Genomic DNA, 17679 nt, shown 5'->3' on the forward strand with positions numbered 1-17679 from the left:
CGCGTGCGGAAACTTGGCAACATCTTTGGCCGCTTTGGCCTTGCCAGCCTGTCGTCGGCGATCGTGTCGGTCAGTCATCTGGCCGTGCAACTGTTTTCCATTCATCATCTGGGCACGGCGGCAATCGGCACATTGGCGTTTCTGCTGGTTATCATCCAGTTCGGGTACAGCCTGTCGAACGCGCTCGTTTCCACGCCCTATACGATCGCGGTCAATCAGGACGACGAAGCCGACCATAAGTCGTTCGACTTCTTCTTTCCGGTGAGCCTGCTGCTGGCGGTCAGTCAGGGTTTGATCTGCGCGGCCATTGCCTGGGCGACGGCATCCGCTGCTGCGGCGGCGATGTTCGGACTGGCGGGCACCCTGTCCCTGGTGCGGTGGTTCGGGCGATCCAATGCCTATGCGCATCATAGGCCCGCGCGAGCAGCGCGATCCGATCTTGCCTATGCCGGGACGATCGTCGCGGGACTTCTGGTGGCTTCCCGAACCGGCGCGGACCTGGCCAGCATCGGCGCGATGTTGGTGGTGGCGAGCATCGCCGGGCTGCTGCCGTTCGGTCTTTCCTATTTGCGGCGGCATTTTAGGATGCGGCCGACGAGGGCTCTGAGCGCCTATCGTCCCGTTTGGCGGGAGCAATCGGGCTGGACGTTGGTGGGGGTGCTGTCGACCGAAGCGACATCCAACGCGCATAGCTATATCGTGACGCTGCTCGCTGGTCCGGCGGCCTTTGCGCCTGTCGCGGTGGGGATGCTGTTCTTCCGGCCGGTCAATGTGTGCATAACCGCCCTTACCCAGTTGGAGCGGCCGCGCATGACCCGGGCCGTCGCGCGCGGCGATCATGACGCGGCGATCACGTCCGAGCGCATTTTCATGGGCGCGCTGCTGTTTCTCTGGGCTGGCACGTGCGTGCTGGCGGCGGTCGTGTTGTTTATCTTTCCCCAACTGATCCTGAAGCCGACGCTTGATTGGCAGTTGGTCGCAATCGCGGTGGGGCTGTGCGCCCTGCTTTCGCTGGTTCAGTGCGTGCAGACGCCGATGAGCGTCATGACGCAGGCGCGCAAGGCGTTCCGGCCGCTTGCTCATCAGAGCCTGCGTAGTTGTGGCGTAGGCATTGTCGCGGTGACTTTGCTGACACTGGCGGTCGCGCCGATCTTCTCGATCGCTGGCGTCGTGCTGTCGCAACTGGTGATGATGCTGGGCATCTGGCAGCTCGACCGCAAGTGGCGGGCGAGCCAGAGGGTGGAAGGCTAAAGCCCATGGCGTCAACATGGCACCGCACTGGCCTTGCCCCCTCCCTCCCCGCTCCTGCCACTTCGCAGGAAAGCCGGATGGTCGTGGTCGCGCAGATCTTCTACTATGTGTTCCTGATGATGGTCTTCATCGGCCAGCAGCCTTTCGCGTCGCGGACGCAGGATGAGCTGGTGGCGATGGCGGCGGACAATGACGGGTCGGACCTGTTCAAGCAGGCGCTGTTCATCGGCTTTGCGCTGCTGCTGACGGGGGTGCAGATATTTCGTCAGCATCCGCTGAAATACCGTTTCACCTTCTGGCCGCTGGCGATCATGCTGGTCTGGTTCCTGATCACCTGTAGCTGGGGCGTCGATCCGTTCGTGTCCTTCAAGCGGGTGATGCAGCAGTTCATCGTGATCTACATCACCTTCTGTGCATTGGCGCTGATCGGGCCGGAACGGTTGTTCACCGCGCTGCGATGGGCGTTGATTACCTCGCTGCTCATATGTTGGATTTCGATGCCGCTGACCTCCGCAGCGGTGCATCCGCCGACCGAGAGCGACAAGGCTTTGATTGGGGCGTGGCGAGGGTTCTTCTTTCACAAGAATATCGCGGGCGCTGTGATGGCGCTGTGCTTCATCGTGTGCGGCAATGCGTGGATCGACCGGCGTAAATGGTATTATGCGCTTTTTGCGCTCATGGCGTTCGTCTTCGTGATCGGGACGAAGAGCAAGACGTCGCTGGCGCTGTGCATCGGCATGCTGGCGATCAGCAACATCTATCGGGCGCTGAGCGACAATACGCAGAAGCGGGCGATCCTGCTGATCATGCTCGGGTTCGGAATGGTGGGGTTTCTGGCGCTCTACATCGCCTATCAACCGACGATCGAACGGCTGTTTGCCGATCCGACGAGCTTTACCGGGCGCGTGTCGATCTGGCGCGTGGCGTTGGACTATCTGGCCGATCATCCGTTCCTGGGGGCGGGTTTCGGGGGCTTCTGGCAGGTGGGGGCAAACTCCCCGGCGCATGATTACCTGAACCAGCAATTCCAGATGCTGACCGCGCATTCGCATGATGGATATCTGGAGATTTGGGTGACGACGGGGCCTTTAGGGCTGGCCATGCTGCTGGTGAGCTTTCTTGCCCTGCCCGCTTACTGGTTCCTGACCGGATCGACCAAGGAGAACCAGCATCTGATGGTTCCGGCTTTCGCCATCTGGGTGTTCGTCATGTACCAGAATCTGCTGGAAACCTCCTTCTTCGATAAGGACCGGCAGGTCTGGGTGATCTTCCTCGCGGCGGTTGCCACCGCGCACGCGACTTTCAAGGCCAAGCCGCGCCCGCAATGGCAGCGGCGCCACATTTCTTCCCCGGAGGCTGTTGATGGCTAGGGTTATTATCTCCATCGCTACGTGCAATCGGCCGCAAGGATTGCAGCGGACGCTGGAATCGATCGCGGCGCTGGAAACGAGTCATAAGCTGGAGGTGCTGGTCGCGGACAATGACGCCGCGCGGGCCGAGGGCATGGGCGTGGTCGAGAGGCTGGCGTCCCAGGGCTATCGCTGGCCGATCAAGGCGCTGCTGGTGGTTGAGCGGGGGATACCCGTGGTGCGCAATGCTTTGGTGGCGGAGGCGCTTGGGCGACCCGGCGTGACGCATGTCGCGATGCTGGATGATGATGAAGCCGCCTCCCACGGTTGGATCGATGCGCTGGTGGACACGGCCATGCGTTGGAATGCGGATGTCGTGGGCGGCGCGGTGGCGCGGGAGATGGACGCGCGGGTTGCGCCCTGGGCCGCGCGGCATCCTTTGTTGCAAGCCAAGCGGCGCGGGACGTCAGGGCCTGTCGCGCTCGTCGATAGCACGGCCAATGTGCTGATCTCTGCGCAGGCACTGCATCAGATGGGCGAGCGGCCGTTCGATGAGCGCATGGCGCTGACCGGCGGGTCGGACAAGCAGCTGTTCAGCCGGATGGCGCGCAAGGGCTTTCCCTTTGCCTGGTCGGAGGAGGCTCTGGTGACGGAGCTGATCCCGGCGAGCCGGGTCACTGCCAAATGGCTGCTGATGCGCGGCTATCGGCTGGGGATGACCGACATGATGGTCGAACGGTTCCACAGGGGGTGGCTACGCACCTTGCTGGGCGAAGCGCCGCGCATTGCCGCCGGGTTTCTGGTCGGGACGCTGGGCGCTGCGGCCACTCTGGACCGGGGCAAGCGCGTTGTGCGGCTGGGCAAGCTCTACCGCGCTGTCGGCAAGATCGCCGGAATCGCGGGCTTCCGTTATGAAGAATATCGAAAGGTGCATGGCGCATGAGCGATGCTGCTCCCTTCTTTTCCGTGGTCATCCCGCTCTATAACCGTGCCGATATCGTGGGCGACACGATCCGGTCGGTGCAAGCGCAGGACTGGCAGGATTTTGAGATCGTCGTGATCGATGACGGATCGCGCGACGATCCGGCTCCGGTGATCGAAGCCATTGGCGATCCGCGCGTGCGCTATATCAGGCAGGATAATGCCGGGGGTGGAGCCGCGCGCAATCATGGGATCAAGGCCGCGCGGGGCCGATATATCGCCTTCCTCGATTCCGACGACCTGTTCCTGCCGGGCAAGCTGTCGATCATGGCGCAGGCGCTGAAGGATGATGACGGCCGCACGGTCCTCTATTCCAGGATGAAGGTGGACCGGGGCGTCGATCGCTACTGGATCAGGCCCGATCGCGGCATACGGGACGGCGAGGATGTTGGCGAATATCTGTTCTGCGCCAATCAGTTCATGCAGACATCGACCATGGTCGTGCCGAGCGAGATGGCCCGCCAGGTGCTGTTCGATCCAGCGTTGAAGAAGGGACAGGATCTCGACTTCTGCGTCAGGTTGCAGGGCGCGGGCGCGCGGTTCAAGATGATCGACGAGCCGCTGACGGTGTGGCTGGACGCGACGGAAGATGGCCGCACATCCTATGTCCGGGGTTATGAAACCTCGCTGGACTGGCTCGATCGCTGCGGTCACATGCTCACTGATCGAGCACGGCGCGGCTATCGCGCGACGGTTCTGGCCTATCACATGGCGCCCGTGCGCCCCGTCGCTGCGCTACGCGATCTGGTGATCGGCATGTTCGCAGGAGGGGTGCCGCCACGGGTGGTCGCGCGGCAGATATTGCGATCCTACCTTCCAAAGCCGCTCTACCGTTCGCTGGTCAACCTGTTCGTACTTCGGTTCGGCAAGGGCGAACCCGCCCATGGCGGAGCGCGGTCGTGATGAGCGCCTGGCAACCTCCATCGCAGCTTCAGGCTGCCGTCGCGCAACCGCTATTTTCGGTTGTCATCCCCACTTATCAACGCCGCGACGCGGTCGTGGCGGCGGTGCTTTCCGCACTGGAGCAGAGCATCGCGGTGATCGAAGTGATCGTAGTCGTCGATGGATCGACCGACGGCACCGAACTGGCGCTGGGCGCGATCAAGGACCCGCGCCTGACCGTCGTCGTCCAGCAGAACCGGGGTGCGTCGGCGGCGCGCAACGCCGGTGTCGATCGCGCACGGGGCCGATACATCGCCTTTCTGGATTGCGATGACCGTTTCCTGCCGCATCACCTTGCCGATCTGCTGCCCCTGCTGGAGGAAAGTGACGATATCGTGGCCTATGGACAGGTGCTGGCCGACCGGGGCGGCGGGCGGAATTTCCTTAAACCTCCGCGTGCGATACAAAGGAATGAGCCGGTCGATCGTTACCTGATGTGCGATCGAGGCTTCATCCAGACCAGCAGCGTGGCGCTCAGGCGTTCGCTCGCCGAGAAGGTCCGTTATCGCGAAGATGTGAAGTTTGGCGATGACACCGATTTCGCGTTGCGGTTGTCGCTGGCGGGCGCGCGTTTCGTTATGGCCAGCCGCCCCGGTACGATCTGGGCAGACCGTCAAGCAGAGGACAGGCTGTCGCAAATCCGGGGGAGTGTGGGCAGCCTGACCTGGCTCGCCGACCTGCGCCCCCATATCTCGGCGCGGGCTTTTTCGGGATATATGGGTTGGCACGCGGCAAAGAGCATCTGGCCGACCAAACGGCTTCGGGCCATCCGCTACTATCTGACGGCATTGTTCCATGGCGCCTATGGACCGCGCCTGGCGGGCGCGGTGCTGATGCAGATCGTTCTGCCGGACGGCGTTTATCGCAAAATCTGTGACCGCTGGATCGATGTCACGCGACTGTTGAGCGGGCGGAGGCAAAGCCTGTGAGGCGCCGGGATTTTCTGGCGGGGGCAGCGACGCTGGCGGCCTGCTCTCCCCTGCCTCCCGGCGCCGCGCGCGTCGTGTCGCGCGAAGGATTGGCCGATCATGCCAAGGCTTCCGGGCGCTATTTCGGCGCGGCCGTGAAATCGCGATTGCTGCGCGAAGACAGCGCCTATCGCGCAACAGTGGCGCGGGAATGCGACATTCTGGTGCAGGAATATGAACTGAAGCGCGGAACCACCGAACCAAAGCCCGGCAAATACGACTTCAGCGGAGCTGACCAGATCATCGACTTCGCACAAGCGCATGGGATGCGGGCGCGCGGACACACATTGGTCTGGTACACGGCCAATCCGCCCTGGCTGGAACCGGCGGTGCAACAGGCAAGCGATACGCAGCAACGACAGTTGATGACCGGCTATATCGACGTTGCCATGCGGCGCTACGCGGGCCGGATTTCCGAATGGGACGTGGTCAATGAAACACTTGAGCCCAATCAGGGCCGAGCCGACGGGATGCGCGCGGAGAATCTATGGATGAAAGCCATGGGCGAACATTATATCGACCTTGCGTTCCATCGCGCACGAGAGGCGGATAGCGAGGCCACGCTGTTCCTGGGCGACTATGGGTTGGAGCATGACTCCCCGCGCTGCGAGCGGCGGCGAACCGCCATGCTGAAGCTGCTCGATCGTTTGATGAGCCGGGGTGTGCCTTTGGATGCCATCGGCATTCAGGGGCATCTGAAACCCTATAAGGAGCCGTTCAATCAGCGGCAGTTTGGCGATTTTCTGGAAACGCTGAGCGGATATGGTTTGAAGCTGGCGATCACCGAACTGGATATCGCCGACCGTGGCGGGCCACCCAATCCGGACAAGCGCGACCGTGAGGTTGCGGCCTTTGCCAAGGCTTTCCTCGACGTAGCGCTGGATAATCCGGCGATGGGATCAGTCCTGTGCTGGGGTGTGTCGGACAGAGATTCATGGCTGTCCAAATATCCCGAATATAAATGGCCTGACGGGCAGCTGTCTCGTGGCCTGCCCTTTGACGGTAAAATGGCCCGGAAGCCATTTTGGGACGCAATTGCTGGTGCCTTCGATGCGGCGCCTCCTGCAAGGAGGAACCGGGCATGAGGGTCGCCTCACTCACCGGCCTGCGCGGGGTCGCGGCCGTTTCCGTCCTTCTTTATCACATCCCGCATCAACCAGCCTTTTCGCAGTTTGCGATCCCGCTTTTCTCGCGGGCCTATCTGGCGGTCGACCTGTTCTTCATCCTGAGCGGCTTCGTCATTTCCTATGGCTATCATGACCGGGTGGTGAAGCATCTGGGCCGAGCGAGCTATGTCGATTTCCTGATCAACCGCATGGCGCGGGTCTGGCCGCTGCACCTGATCGTGACATTGGTCTTTGGGCTGCGCATCCTGCTCAACGTGTCGGGCAATCAGTCGATAGAGTTGAACCCGGCCAATATCCTCAGCAACCTGTTCATGGTGCAGAGCTGGGGTTGGGGCACGGAACCGATCGCTGGCAATAGCTGGTCGGTCAGCACGGAAGTTGCGGCCTACCTCATCTATCCACTGATCGCGATCCTTGCCTTTTCGCGCTGGGCATGGGCGCAGGTGGCGATCTGCATCGGACTGCTGCTGCTCGTGGCTTCGTCGGGACTGGGGGCCAGCGGGCCGCTCGACGTCAATAACAGCGACAGCGTGTTGACGCTGCTGCGCTGCCTTGCTGGATTTTCGCTGGGCGTGCTGACGTATCGCGTTGCGGACCATCCTTTGTGCAAGGCCGTGATTGGCCGCAAAGGCGGCTTTGCGGCGGTTTGCGGTCTGATCGCGCTGGCGCTGCTGTTGCCGGGAGCCGATGTGCTGGTTGTGTGCCTGATGCCCGCCTTGGTGCTGAGCTGCTATTATGACGGGCCAGCCGCGCGCGCGGTAATGGCTAATCGATTGAGCTTTCACCTCGGCCTCATCAGCTATTCCATCTATCTTTGGCATCCGCTGGTGCGCGACATCGCCGCGCGGGCAATGGGCGTCGCGCAGCGGCATGGAATCGTCGGGATGGACTGGCTGTTCGTGCTTGGGATGCTGGTCGTCACCTGGCTGATCTGCTGGGTCAGCTATTTGCTGATCGAGGTGCGAGGGCACCAGTTCATCAAATGGCTGCAAAAGGGGCGTCCGCAGCGCCCCACCGCGTTGGAACCGGCGGCGCCATGATGGGCAAACCGATCTGGATTGCGGTTCCGACGTTCCGGCGACCTGCCGAATTGCGGCACTTGCTGGAGACGCTGGCAAAGATGGTGCAGCGGCAGGATGTGATGGTGCTGGTCGCCGACAATGACGGGAACGCGGCAGAGGGCGCGGCTGTCGTGGAGGCTTTGCGGAATAGCGGCTATCCCTTGCCCCTGACGCTATTGCCGGTGGCGGAGCCGGGGCTTTGTTCGGTTCGCAATGCGATATGTGATGTTGCGATGGCCGATCCGGCTATGCGGTTCATTGCGATGATCGATGATGATGAGTGGCCGCAGCCGGGCTGGCTCGACGCGCTGCTTGCCTGTCAGGCGCAGGTGGGTGCCGATGTGGTCGCGGGGCCTGTTGATTTTCACTTCAAGGATGGGCCGCCACGATGGGCGCAACAGACTTTGGTGTTCCGGCCGGAGCAGCGCGCATGGGGCGCGACGGGCATGTTGTGGGCGAGCAATAACCTGCTGGTGAACCGCAGGGCGCTGGAGATGGCGCCACGGCCGTGGTTCGATATGCGCTTCAACCGCAGCGGGGGTGAAGATCTGGATTTCCTTGCACGGTTGCGGGAAGCCGGTGCGCGGTTCGCCTGGGCACCTGATGCGCGGGTGAGCGAATGGGTGCCGCCGGAACGGGCGAAGCTCAGCTGGGTGTTGAAACGGATGTGGCGGATCGGATTTACAGAGACGCTGGCGCGGCGGAAGCGGCGGCCGGGGGGCGTTGCGCAGGTTGTGCTGGTAGCGCGGACACTCGGCATTCTGGGGTTGCGTACCGTCGGCCTTGCAGGACTGATCCTGCCCGGCGTTCGCCGCGTAGACGTTGCCGGGCAGTGGGTCAAATGCTGGGGGCGCCTCTATGCCCTGTCAGGCGGCGCCCATAGCCATTATGGCGCGCTGTAGATGCGCAGGCTCTTGATGATCATGTCTCCTGAGCCATCATCATAGGCGCCGCTGGTCTTCACCGCGACGTCCATGATCGGATACCAGCGGTGCCCCTGGAAGGGATTGACCGACTGATATGTTTCGACCCCGTCCACGAACCAGGTGATATAATCGCGTTGAATATCGACGGCGAAGCGGTGGAAGTCTTGGGCGAAGCCATTGAGGCCGTAAGCCTGCTCAGCCTGGATCGTGACGCCCCGCTGGAAGCTGCGGACGCCGTCCTTGCCGCCATGAATGGTCTGGGCGATATGACGATCGAAGTCCCAGTAGCTTTGATAGCCGAAGCCTTCATAGATATCGATTTCGGGCGGCCATCCGCTGGTGGAGATCAGCCAGAATGCGGGCCATGACCCACGGCGGTTGGGCATCCGGGCCACCCATTCATATTGGCCATAGGCGATCTGCGAGGCGATGAAATTGCGGCCATCCAGCACCGACGCGCCATAATACCAGTTCTGGCCTTCATACCAGATAGGCGACTTCAGCTTCTGGCTATGCAGGACAAGACCCTTTGTGCCCCAGTAGACTGGACCTTCAATGCCGGGGAATAGCGACGAATCGAGATAGAGGCCGGTCTCTCCATTGGCGATCTGGGTACGGCCATGCGACAGCGAGGTGGCCCAGCGATCCCAGCCGCCGTCGGGCGAGCGCTTGTGCGTTTCCTTCTTCAGCTCGAACTGGAGCGTGCCCGTTGCCGCGAAGGTTCGGGGCTGGCGGAAAGTGCCGGTTGCCTTGGGTGTTGGCGCGACGGTGCTGCTCGCGGTGATGGTCGCCAGCGACTGCCCCTGGAGGCCGCCCCAGGGCGCTTCCCGCAGCTTTAACTGGAACTGCTGTCCCTCGGCGAGGCTGGTGATCGGTACACCGACCGTCTGGACGAGCGGATCGCCGGGGCGGAAGATCACGACTGTATCTACCGTCTGGTAGTTGTAGCCGGACAGCGCGCGCAGCGTGCCTGACCCGTTCACGGTAATGACCCGCGCGATGACGGTGTTTGGCGTCGGACGATCAAGCCTTACCGGCACATAGGCGGTGCCGCTGCCCGGACGTACGGTAGCGTTGCCTAGCGACAAGGTCGACTTGTCCGGCAGCTTTGTACCATTGGCGAAATCATATGTGGAAAAGCTGGATGAAACGGTCGAAGTGGTGTCAGTCGATAGCGAAGTTGTCGAAGTGGTTGTCGATGTCGATCCACTACTGAGCAGAGTCGTGGTTGACGCCGTCTGCAAGTTAGTCGATGTCGATCCACTCGATAACATCGTCGCGGCCCCCGCCGCCATGACGCATAGAAGCGATAATCCGGCTCCACACATGGAGCCGGTCAGTTTGATATTCATTTTTGCAACCCCCGCTTATTAGCCCCTTGAGGGTCCTATACGAAGATTAACAAAAACTTCCGGTCAAGCACGGCTCATCGCAAAGCTGGAGCATTTGCGATGAGCCGATACATGTAGGCTTTATTCCGCTGCCTGGATGAGCGTTTCGGGCTCCGGTTCTGCGCCCCTGCCTACGCTGACATAGGAGAAGCCCGCCGCTTCCGCGTCGGCGGCCCGGTAGATGTTGCGAAGATCGACAAGCCCCTCACCGCTCATCACGGATCGCAGGCGCGGCAGGTCGAGCGCACGGAGTGCGTCCCATTCGGTCACGATCACCACCGCCGCAGCGCCCTGGGCGGCCTCATAGGGATTGGCGCAGAAATCGACGCCGCGCAGCATCGATCGAGCGGCCTCCATTCCTTCCGGATCATAGGCGCGGACCTGGGCACCAGCATCCTGCAACGCCTGTATGATGGAGAGCGAGGGCGCGTCCCGCATGTCGTCCGTGTTCGGCTTGAAGGTTAGGCCCAGCACGCCGATCGTCTTGCCGCGAACGGAACCGTTGCACACAGCGACCACTTTGCGGGCCATGGCACGCTTGCGGCTTTCGTTGATCGCAACCGTTGTTTCGATGAGGCGGATCGGCGCGCCCGCGTCTTCAGCCGTTTTCACCAGCGCCAGCGTATCCTTCGGGAAGCAGGAGCCGCCATAGCCGGGACCAGCATGGAGGAACTTGCTGCCGATGCGGTTGTCGAGGCCGATGCCGCGCGCAACCTGCTGAACGTCCGCGCCGACATGTTCGCACAGTTCCGCGATCTCGTTGATGTAGGTGATCTTCATCGCGAGGAAGGCGTTCGCGGCATATTTGATAAGCTCGCTGGTGCGTCGGCCCGTGAACTGAATCGGTGCCTGGTTCAGATAAAGGGGGCGATAGACCTCCTCCATCACCGGGCGGGCGCGGTCATCCTCGATGCCGATGACGATGCGGTCAGGCCGCTTGAAATCCTGGATCGCCGCGCCTTCGCGTAGGAATTCAGGGTTGGAGGCGACGGCAAACTCCGCAGCCGGGTTGGCTTCGCGGATGATGCGATCCACTTCATCGCCTGTTCCGACGGGAACAGTCGATTTGGTGACGACGACCGTAAAGCCACGCAATGCGGACGCGATTTCGCGAGCGGCATCATAGACGTAGCTAAGGTCGGCGTGACCATCGCCCCGGCGCGCAGGCGTGCCAACGGCGATGAAGACGACGTCCGCCTCCGCCACCGAAGCCGCCAGGTCCGTGGTGAAGGTAAGGCGCCCTCCCTTCACATTGCGCGCGATCAGGTCGGCGAGCCCCGGTTCGTATATCGGCACGCCGCCGTCGCGTAGCACTTCGATCTTGGCTACGTCCTTGTCTACGCAGACGACATCATGCCCAAAGTCGGCAAGGCATGCGCCCGAAACCAGCCCAACATAGCCCGATCCGGTCATCACGATCCGCATCACCTATTCTCCTTAACAAGCGGCTCCCCCTTGCGCAGCGATCCGGAGAAAAAGGCGCAAAAAGCCGATCCCGCGAGCGCGGGACTGATGGGCTTAGCCTTTCGCCATGGATCGGATGCCCAAGCGTGAAGCCCGACATCCAAAAGCTGGAACCAGCCAGCTATTGATGCAGCGCAGCATAGCGTCTCGCACCGAGTTGATGCAACGCAACCTGCCGCTAAGCAGACACATATGGGCGTGGAACCAGCCAGTTGCTGGTAGGAAACCGCGTCAGATGCCGCCAGCGAAGACCGGCCAGCCGCCTTGCTCCAGTCGAGCGCTCAAATCGGCAATGCACTGCTCCAGCACTGCGGCCCGGGTTGAGCGGATGACGAAGTTTGCCCCCGTCCGGCCATCCCGGAAGAAGGGATAGCTGCCGATCTGGCAGCCTTCATGCGTGCGCTCCGTCGCGGCGAGAAGGTCGGCTATTTCGCTTTCAGCGACCCAGCAGCCAATCTGCGCCGACAGCAAGGGCTGCCCGCCCTCCAACGTGCCGGTCAGCATGTCGAGCATGCCAGCCGTGATGTGCGGCACGCCCGCCATGATGAAGATATTGCCATGGCGAATGCCAGGCGCGCCTGACATGCGGTTTTCGATAAGGTCTGAACCGGCGGGCACCCTGGCCATGCGCAACCGCGCATCGGTCAGCCCGCCCCGTGTTTCATAATAGCCCTGGAGCATGGCGCGGGCCTGCGGATGAATTTCGACATCGACCTTAAGGGCGCGGGCGATCGCATCGACAGTGATATCGTCGTGCGTCGGCCCGATGCCTCCGGTGGTGAACAGATAGTCGTGGCGCACCCGAAGCGCATTTACCGCTTCGACGATGGAGTCGCTGTCGTCCGCGATCACGCGTACTTCCCGCAGCCTGATCCCCTGTACATTCAGCCAGGACGCGATCTGCGCGATATTCTTGTCCTGGGTTCGGCCGGACAGAATCTCGTCTCCGATCACGATCAGCGCGGCGGTCCAGATACGTTCGGTTACGGGCATGAGGCTGGCCATAGCGTTTGACACGTCGGCTGCCTAGCCCGACGCGATCGGGGCCTCGCAATATCCTGCTGCCCCGCCTATAACCGGCACATGACCGAATATATGACGATGACGGCCGATGCGCCGATTTCGCGATCGACCGCGATCAAATTGTATGACGCCGCAGGTTTCGAAGGCATGCGCAAGGCGGGACGGCTCGCTGCCGAAATCCTTGATGCGCTGGTGCCACATGTGGTGCCGGGCGTGACCACGGGCGAACTGGACGACATCGTCCGGCGCATGACACTCGACGGCGGCGGCGTGCCAGCCACCCTTGGCTATCGCGGCTATACGCACAGCTGCTGCATCTCGCTGAACAATGTCATTTGTCATGGCATCCCCGGCGACATGAAGCTGAAGGATGGCGATATCCTGAATATCGACGTGACGCCGCTGGTCGATGGGTGGCATGGCGATACGAGCCGGATGTTCATAGTCGGCGAAACCAGCATCAAGGCACGGCGGCTGGTCGAAGTGACCTATGAATGCCTGATGCTGGGCATCGAGCAGGCAAAGCCCGGCAACCATCTGGGCGACATCGGCCATGCTATTCAAAAGCACGCCGAAAAACATCGCTATGGCGTGGTCCGCGATTTTTGCGGCCATGGTTTGGGCCGCGTTTTTCACGACAGTCCCGAAGTCGTCCATATCGGCCGACCGGGCGCGGGGCCGGAACTGCGCCCCGGCATGTTCTTCACCATCGAACCTATGATCAACATCGGAAAGCCCGGCGTGAAGATGCTGGAAGACGGATGGACCGCCGTCACGCGTGATCGCACGCTGTCCGCGCAGTTCGAACATAGCATCGGGATTACCGAAACTGGCTGCGAGATTTTCACGAAGAGCCCGGCCGGGCTCGACGCACCGCCCTATTGAGCTGAAAAACACTGCCTAAAAATCGGGCACAGTGGGACAATATTGCCCTGAAATCAGGCAATATGGACAAAGATTGCGGCATCGCCGAAAGCGTGGCGTAGCGATTCGCCGTTTGGCACGGTAATTGATTGTTGAAGGGCACGGCGCATGTCTCGGGGACATGAAGATCGTCGCTTTTAAATGATGAGGGCGAAGATTATTTCGCCATCGCGCGCGCGTTTGAGTTGGGATTAGAGTGATGAAAAAGATCGAGGCGATCATCAAGCCGTTCAAGCTCGACGAGGTGAAGGAAGCGCTGCACGAAGTGGGCGTGTCCGGCATCACGGTTACGGAGGCCAAGGGCTTTGGCCGTCAGAAGGGCCATACCGAACTGTATCGTGGCGCTGAATATGTCGTCGATTTCCTGCCCAAGGTGAAGCTGGAGGTGGTCGTGGACGACGCCTTGGCAGACCGCGTGGTGGAGGCAATCTCCGCCGCCGCGCAAACCGGGCGGATCGGCGACGGCAAGATCTTCATCTCGGCGATCGAAGGCGCGGTTCGCATCCGCACCGGCGAGCGGGACAGCGACGCTATCTGATCTCCACCAATTTTGATTTCGCGTCAGCTTCGTAAAGGAGCTGACGAACTGCAACATCCACTACCCCTTCGGGGGGGCAAATATGAAAGAAGGGCAAGCGCACATGGCCAACACGCCAAAAGACATCCTGAAGATGATCGAAGAGAAGGAGATCGAGTGGGTCGATCTGCGCTTCACCGATCCCAAGGGCAAGTGGCAGCACCTGACCATGGTGTCTTCGGTCCTGGGCGAAGATGAGCTGAACGAAGGCCTGATGTTCGACGGTTCGTCGATCGAAGGCTGGAAGGCGATCAACGAGTCGGACATGATCCTGAAGCCGGACCTCGACGCCGTCTATGTCGATCCCTTCAGCGCCACCCCGATGCTGATCCTGTTCTGCGACATCGTCGAGCCCGACACCGGCGAACTCTACGCCCGTGACCCGCGTTCGACCGCAAAGCGCGCGGAAGCCTTCGTCAAGTCGGCTGGTTTCGGCGACACCGTCTATGTCGGCCCGGAAGCCGAATTCTTCATGTTCGACGATGTCCGCTTCAACAACGACTATAACGAGTCCTTCTACAAGATCGACGACATCGAACTGCCGACCAATACCGGCCGCGAATATGAGGGCGGCAACCTTGCCCACCGTCCGCGCGCCAAGGGCGGCTACTTCCCTGTCGCTCCGGTCGATCCGGCCACCGACATTCGCGCCGAGATGGTCACCACCATGCTCGAAATGGGCCTGCCCTGCGACAAGCACCACCATGAAGTGGCCGCTGCCCAGCACGAACTCGGCCTGACCTTCGGTACGCTGGTCCAGACCGCCGACCGCATGCAGATCTATAAGTATGTCGTGCAGATGGTGGCCCAGGCCTATGGCAAGACCGCGACCTTCATGCCCAAGCCCATCGCGCAGGATAATGGTTCGGGCATGCACACTCACATGTCGATCTGGGACAGCGGCAAGCCGCTGTTCGCGGGCGAAGGCTATGCTGGCCTGAGCGACATGTGCCTCTACTTCATCGGCGGCGTCATCAAGCACGCGAAGGCGCTGAACGCCTTCACCAACCCGACCACCAATAGCTACAAGCGTCTGGTGCCGGGCTTCGAAGCGCCGGTTCTGCTGGCCTATTCGGCGCGCAACCGCTCAGCCTCCTGCCGTATTCCGTACGGCGCGGGTTCGAAGGCAAAGCGCGTTGAGTTCCGCTTCCCCGACGCGATGGCGAACCCCTATCTCTGCTACGCAGCGCTGCTGATGGCTGGTCTGGACGGCATCGAGAACAAGATCCATCCGGGTTCCGCGATGGACAAGAACCTCTATGACCTGCCGCCGGAAGAACTGAGCCAGGTGCCGACCGTCTGCGGTTCGCTGCGTGAAGCGCTGAACAGCCTGGAAGCCGACTATGAGTTCCTGCTGAAGGGTGACGTGTTCACCAAGGACCAGATCGAAGCCTATATCGAGCTGAAGTGGCCCGAAGTGTACCGCTGGGAAATGGCTCCCTCGCCGGTCGAATTCGACATGTACTACAGCTCCTGATTTTTTCGGGTTGCCGTCAAGAAAGAAGCTCGGTCACGCAAGTGGCCGGGCTTTTTCCTTTGGTAGGTCCAACGAAATCAGAAACATTTGCGCAACCTGATAGCCATGATGAGTAAGCCTTCATTGATGATTGCCGCGCCGTCCATGTGGGATATCAACGTACCCAAAAATGGAGGCAGGCCGTGACCAACATGCAACCGTCGGCGGGTATCCCCACGCTTAGATCCATGGGCCTGCATCGCCATCGCTTCTTACGGCGTGCGGCTTTCGCGATCCTGCCGCGGCTCGCGTCCCGAGATATAACCATCTCTCATCACTGGGTCGACGGCGCGAAACTGCGCCTCAATCTGTTTCGTCACCGCGGCTACTGGTATCATGGCCGGGGGCGCGAAAGTGGTGTGATGTCCAGCCTTGCGCGGCTCATCCAGCCCGGTGACACCGTGATCGAAGCTGGCGCCCACATCGGATATATCAGCATCTATCTGGCGAAGTTGACCGGTCATGAGGGCAAGGTCTTCGTCTTTGAGCCCAGCCGCGACAATCTCCGCTATCTGACCGCCAACGTGGCGTCATTCCCGCAGGTGGATATCATCCCGGAAGCTGTCGGGGATACCGTAGGGCAGGCGTCATTCTACGTCGAAAATCTGTCGGGCCAGAACTCGTCCCTGATCCAGGATTATGAAAATCTGGAAAAGAATAACCATAACGCCTTTTCAAACCAGCATTACAACCAGATGCAAGTGAATGTGACCACCATCGACAGCTTCGTGGCATCGAGGTTGATCAGGCCCGACTTCCTGAAAATCGATATCGAGGGCGCGGAACTGATGGCGTTGAGCGGCATGACCGAATGCCTGGCCCGCGATCGGCCCAAGTTGATGGTGGAAGTGACCAATCAGGAAGACGCCGTGATGCAGCTGATGGCGGCAGCGGGTTACAAGGCGTTCGATAACCGCCTGAAGTCCTTCGGCCCGGATGCAGACCAAGGACCGAACCGCTTCTTCATACCCGAAGAACAGTCGGGAAGTATCCGCACCTAAACAGGCGGCGCCGGATCAGGACAGCTTCATCCAGGGATAGAGGCCCCGAAGAGCAGCACGGGCTCTCCGGCAGGGGATAGCGCGACCTCCCCTCCCGCGCTCGTCACCAGGCTGCGGATCATCCACGCGGCTGCTGTGCGTGACGCGAGGCTGTCTTCCGGGAGCGTTCCTGCCAGAGCGGCGCGAAGGTCGGGGTCCAGCACCAGCTTGGGACCTTCGGCACGGACCACGATTTCCGTGACGCCAGGCCGCTTTTCAGCGCCGATGTCCAGTTGGCCACCGCGCACCAGTGCGTCGCCCGCGATGAGGGCGAGGTTCAGCAACACCTTGACCGGTAGCTTGTCGAGCATGTCGTCGTCTACAAGCCAGCCGACCTTGACCCGGCCCGCCGCGAACATGCCTTCAATCGCCACGCGGGCTTCGTGCGTGGGCACCGCGTCGCCGAATCCGCCCGCCGACCCGAAGGCAAGCCGGAAGAATTTCAGCTTATTGGCCGAAGTTTTCGCGCTGTCGGCCAGAAGATCGAGGCAACGCTGGCGCATTTCCGGGTCGGTTTCATCCGCCATCAACTCCAGACCGTTGTTTAGGGCGCCGACCGGGCTCAGCAGATCATGGCACAAGCGCGAACAAAGCAAGCTGGCAAATTCGATGCTGTCGGTCGGGTTGGTCATGAGGGGTTCTGCCGCCGGAAATAACTGAAAGGAATGACAGGCTAATGCGCTGCCGGGCCAGATGATGCAACCCCGGCCTGCCGCCTTTGCCTCACATGATATCGAGCAACGCCTCGGAAAATGTCACCTTTTCCGAACTCCCCATGCTTGCGATCCAAAGCCGCACTTCTCCCCGGCCGACGATAAGCCACAGGCTGCCGTCGGGGGCCGCATAGGCCGCGTCCGTGGCCGACGGTTCAGGGCAACCTCCAGGGTGCGAGTGATAATGGCCCATCACGGCTGGTCCACCCGCCCTCGCGGCCTTGTGAGCGGCAAGGAGCGCCGCTGGATCAAGTTCGAAATGCCGTGCCGGATCAGGCGCGACATTTTCTGCCGGGCGCGCTTGCGTGATGCAGCCGAAATGCCCCAGCAGCAACCCGCAGACTTCGTCAGCGCTGCTGGCCGCGTGAGACATGATCTGTTCCAGCAGCAATCTTGAAATGCGGACCATCATTCTTACATGCTTAA

17 protein-coding genes are annotated in these 17679 nt (G+C 61.3%); 12 read left to right on the forward strand and 5 right to left on the reverse strand.

Annotated elements, in window-relative coordinates; all coding sequences use genetic code 11:
* Positions 1-3: 3 nt before the first annotated feature.
* From ACZ5ZH_RS05400 to ACZ5ZH_RS05435, 8 genes are read left to right on the forward strand one after another with little or no spacing between them, the layout of a single operon-like run.
* Entirely contained in the window at positions 4-1251 is a 1248-nt protein-coding gene (locus ACZ5ZH_RS05400) for a polysaccharide biosynthesis protein (RefSeq protein WP_464772416.1), read from the forward strand.
* 5 nt (positions 1252-1256) lie between these two features.
* A complete protein-coding gene (locus ACZ5ZH_RS05405; RefSeq protein WP_464772417.1) occupies positions 1257-2621 on the forward strand; it encodes an O-antigen ligase family protein in 1365 nt (454 codons plus the stop codon).
* Positions 2614-3543 carry a glycosyltransferase family 2 protein gene (locus tag ACZ5ZH_RS05410; RefSeq protein WP_464772418.1) on the forward strand — a complete coding sequence of 310 codons (930 nt, stop codon included), beginning with the start codon at positions 2614-2616 and terminating at the stop codon, positions 3541-3543. Before ACZ5ZH_RS05405 ends, ACZ5ZH_RS05410 begins: the two co-directional genes overlap by 8 nt.
* Positions 3540-4484, forward strand: a complete 945-nt coding sequence (locus tag ACZ5ZH_RS05415) for a glycosyltransferase family 2 protein (RefSeq protein ID WP_464772419.1) — start codon at positions 3540-3542, stop codon at positions 4482-4484. Before ACZ5ZH_RS05410 ends, ACZ5ZH_RS05415 begins: the two co-directional genes overlap by 4 nt.
* The gene (locus ACZ5ZH_RS05420) at positions 4484-5452 is read left to right on the forward strand and encodes a glycosyltransferase family 2 protein (RefSeq protein ID WP_464772420.1); all 969 of its coding nucleotides are present in this window, start codon (positions 4484-4486) and stop codon (positions 5450-5452) included. Before ACZ5ZH_RS05415 ends, ACZ5ZH_RS05420 begins: the two co-directional genes overlap by 1 nt.
* Positions 5449-6576: an endo-1,4-beta-xylanase gene (locus tag ACZ5ZH_RS05425; protein WP_464772421.1), complete on the forward strand. Its 1128-nt coding sequence runs from the start codon at positions 5449-5451 to the stop codon at positions 6574-6576. Before ACZ5ZH_RS05420 ends, ACZ5ZH_RS05425 begins: the two co-directional genes overlap by 4 nt.
* The gene (locus tag ACZ5ZH_RS05430; protein ID WP_464772422.1) at positions 6573-7658 is read left to right on the forward strand and encodes an acyltransferase family protein; all 1086 of its coding nucleotides are present in this window, start codon (positions 6573-6575) and stop codon (positions 7656-7658) included. Before ACZ5ZH_RS05425 ends, ACZ5ZH_RS05430 begins: the two co-directional genes overlap by 4 nt.
* The gene (locus ACZ5ZH_RS05435) at positions 7655-8581 is read left to right on the forward strand and encodes a glycosyltransferase family 2 protein (protein ID WP_464772423.1); all 927 of its coding nucleotides are present in this window, start codon (positions 7655-7657) and stop codon (positions 8579-8581) included. The genes ACZ5ZH_RS05430 and ACZ5ZH_RS05435 overlap by 4 nt, the downstream gene beginning before the upstream one ends.
* Here ACZ5ZH_RS05435 and ACZ5ZH_RS05440 read toward each other — a convergent pair.
* The 3 genes from ACZ5ZH_RS05440 to ACZ5ZH_RS05450 all read right to left on the reverse strand — a co-directional run bounded on the left by ACZ5ZH_RS05440 (position 8566) and on the right by ACZ5ZH_RS05450 (position 12453).
* Entirely contained in the window at positions 8566-9957 is a 1392-nt protein-coding gene (locus tag ACZ5ZH_RS05440; protein ID WP_464775211.1) for a glycoside hydrolase family 16 protein, read from the reverse strand. The two genes, ACZ5ZH_RS05435 and ACZ5ZH_RS05440, sit on opposite strands and share 16 nt — an antisense overlap.
* 120 nt (positions 9958-10077) lie before the next feature.
* A complete protein-coding gene (locus ACZ5ZH_RS05445; RefSeq protein WP_449473046.1) occupies positions 10078-11421 on the reverse strand; it encodes a UDP-glucose dehydrogenase family protein in 1344 nt (447 codons plus the stop codon).
* A gap of 270 nt (positions 11422-11691) precedes the next feature.
* Positions 11692-12453, reverse strand: coding sequence for a competence/damage-inducible protein A (locus tag ACZ5ZH_RS05450; protein WP_460988080.1), 762 nt, complete (start codon positions 12451-12453; stop codon positions 11692-11694).
* Between the two features lie 90 nt (positions 12454-12543).
* Here ACZ5ZH_RS05450 and map point away from each other — a divergent pair, with 90 nt between their 5' ends.
* From map to ACZ5ZH_RS05470, 4 genes are all read left to right on the forward strand, one after another.
* Positions 12544-13368: a type I methionyl aminopeptidase gene (map, locus tag ACZ5ZH_RS05455; protein ID WP_460985956.1), complete on the forward strand. Its 825-nt coding sequence runs from the start codon at positions 12544-12546 to the stop codon at positions 13366-13368.
* A 238-nt stretch (positions 13369-13606) separates the two neighbouring features.
* Positions 13607-13945 (forward strand): P-II family nitrogen regulator, encoded by a 339-nt coding sequence (locus ACZ5ZH_RS05460; protein WP_196225956.1) that lies wholly within the window; start codon positions 13607-13609, stop codon positions 13943-13945.
* Between the two features lie 103 nt (positions 13946-14048).
* The gene (gene glnA / locus ACZ5ZH_RS05465) at positions 14049-15461 is read left to right on the forward strand and encodes a type I glutamate--ammonia ligase (protein ID WP_460985957.1); all 1413 of its coding nucleotides are present in this window, start codon (positions 14049-14051) and stop codon (positions 15459-15461) included.
* Between the two features lie 191 nt (positions 15462-15652).
* On the forward strand, positions 15653-16501 hold the full coding sequence (locus ACZ5ZH_RS05470) for an FkbM family methyltransferase (RefSeq protein ID WP_464772606.1): 849 nt from the start codon (positions 15653-15655) through the stop codon (positions 16499-16501).
* Between the two features lie 26 nt (positions 16502-16527).
* On the opposite strand, the gene ACZ5ZH_RS05475 is transcribed toward ACZ5ZH_RS05470, so the two are convergent.
* Together ACZ5ZH_RS05475 and ACZ5ZH_RS05480 are read right to left on the reverse strand one after the other, a co-directional pair.
* Positions 16528-17172 (reverse strand): histidine phosphotransferase family protein, encoded by a 645-nt coding sequence (locus ACZ5ZH_RS05475; protein ID WP_196225954.1) that lies wholly within the window; start codon positions 17170-17172, stop codon positions 16528-16530.
* 91 nt (positions 17173-17263) lie between these two features.
* On the reverse strand, positions 17264-17665 hold the full coding sequence (locus ACZ5ZH_RS05480) for a M67 family metallopeptidase (RefSeq protein WP_449473053.1): 402 nt from the start codon (positions 17663-17665) through the stop codon (positions 17264-17266).
* Positions 17666-17679: the final 14 nt, after the last annotated feature.

This window comes from Sphingobium sp. TomMM7A, from assembly GCF_055397305.1.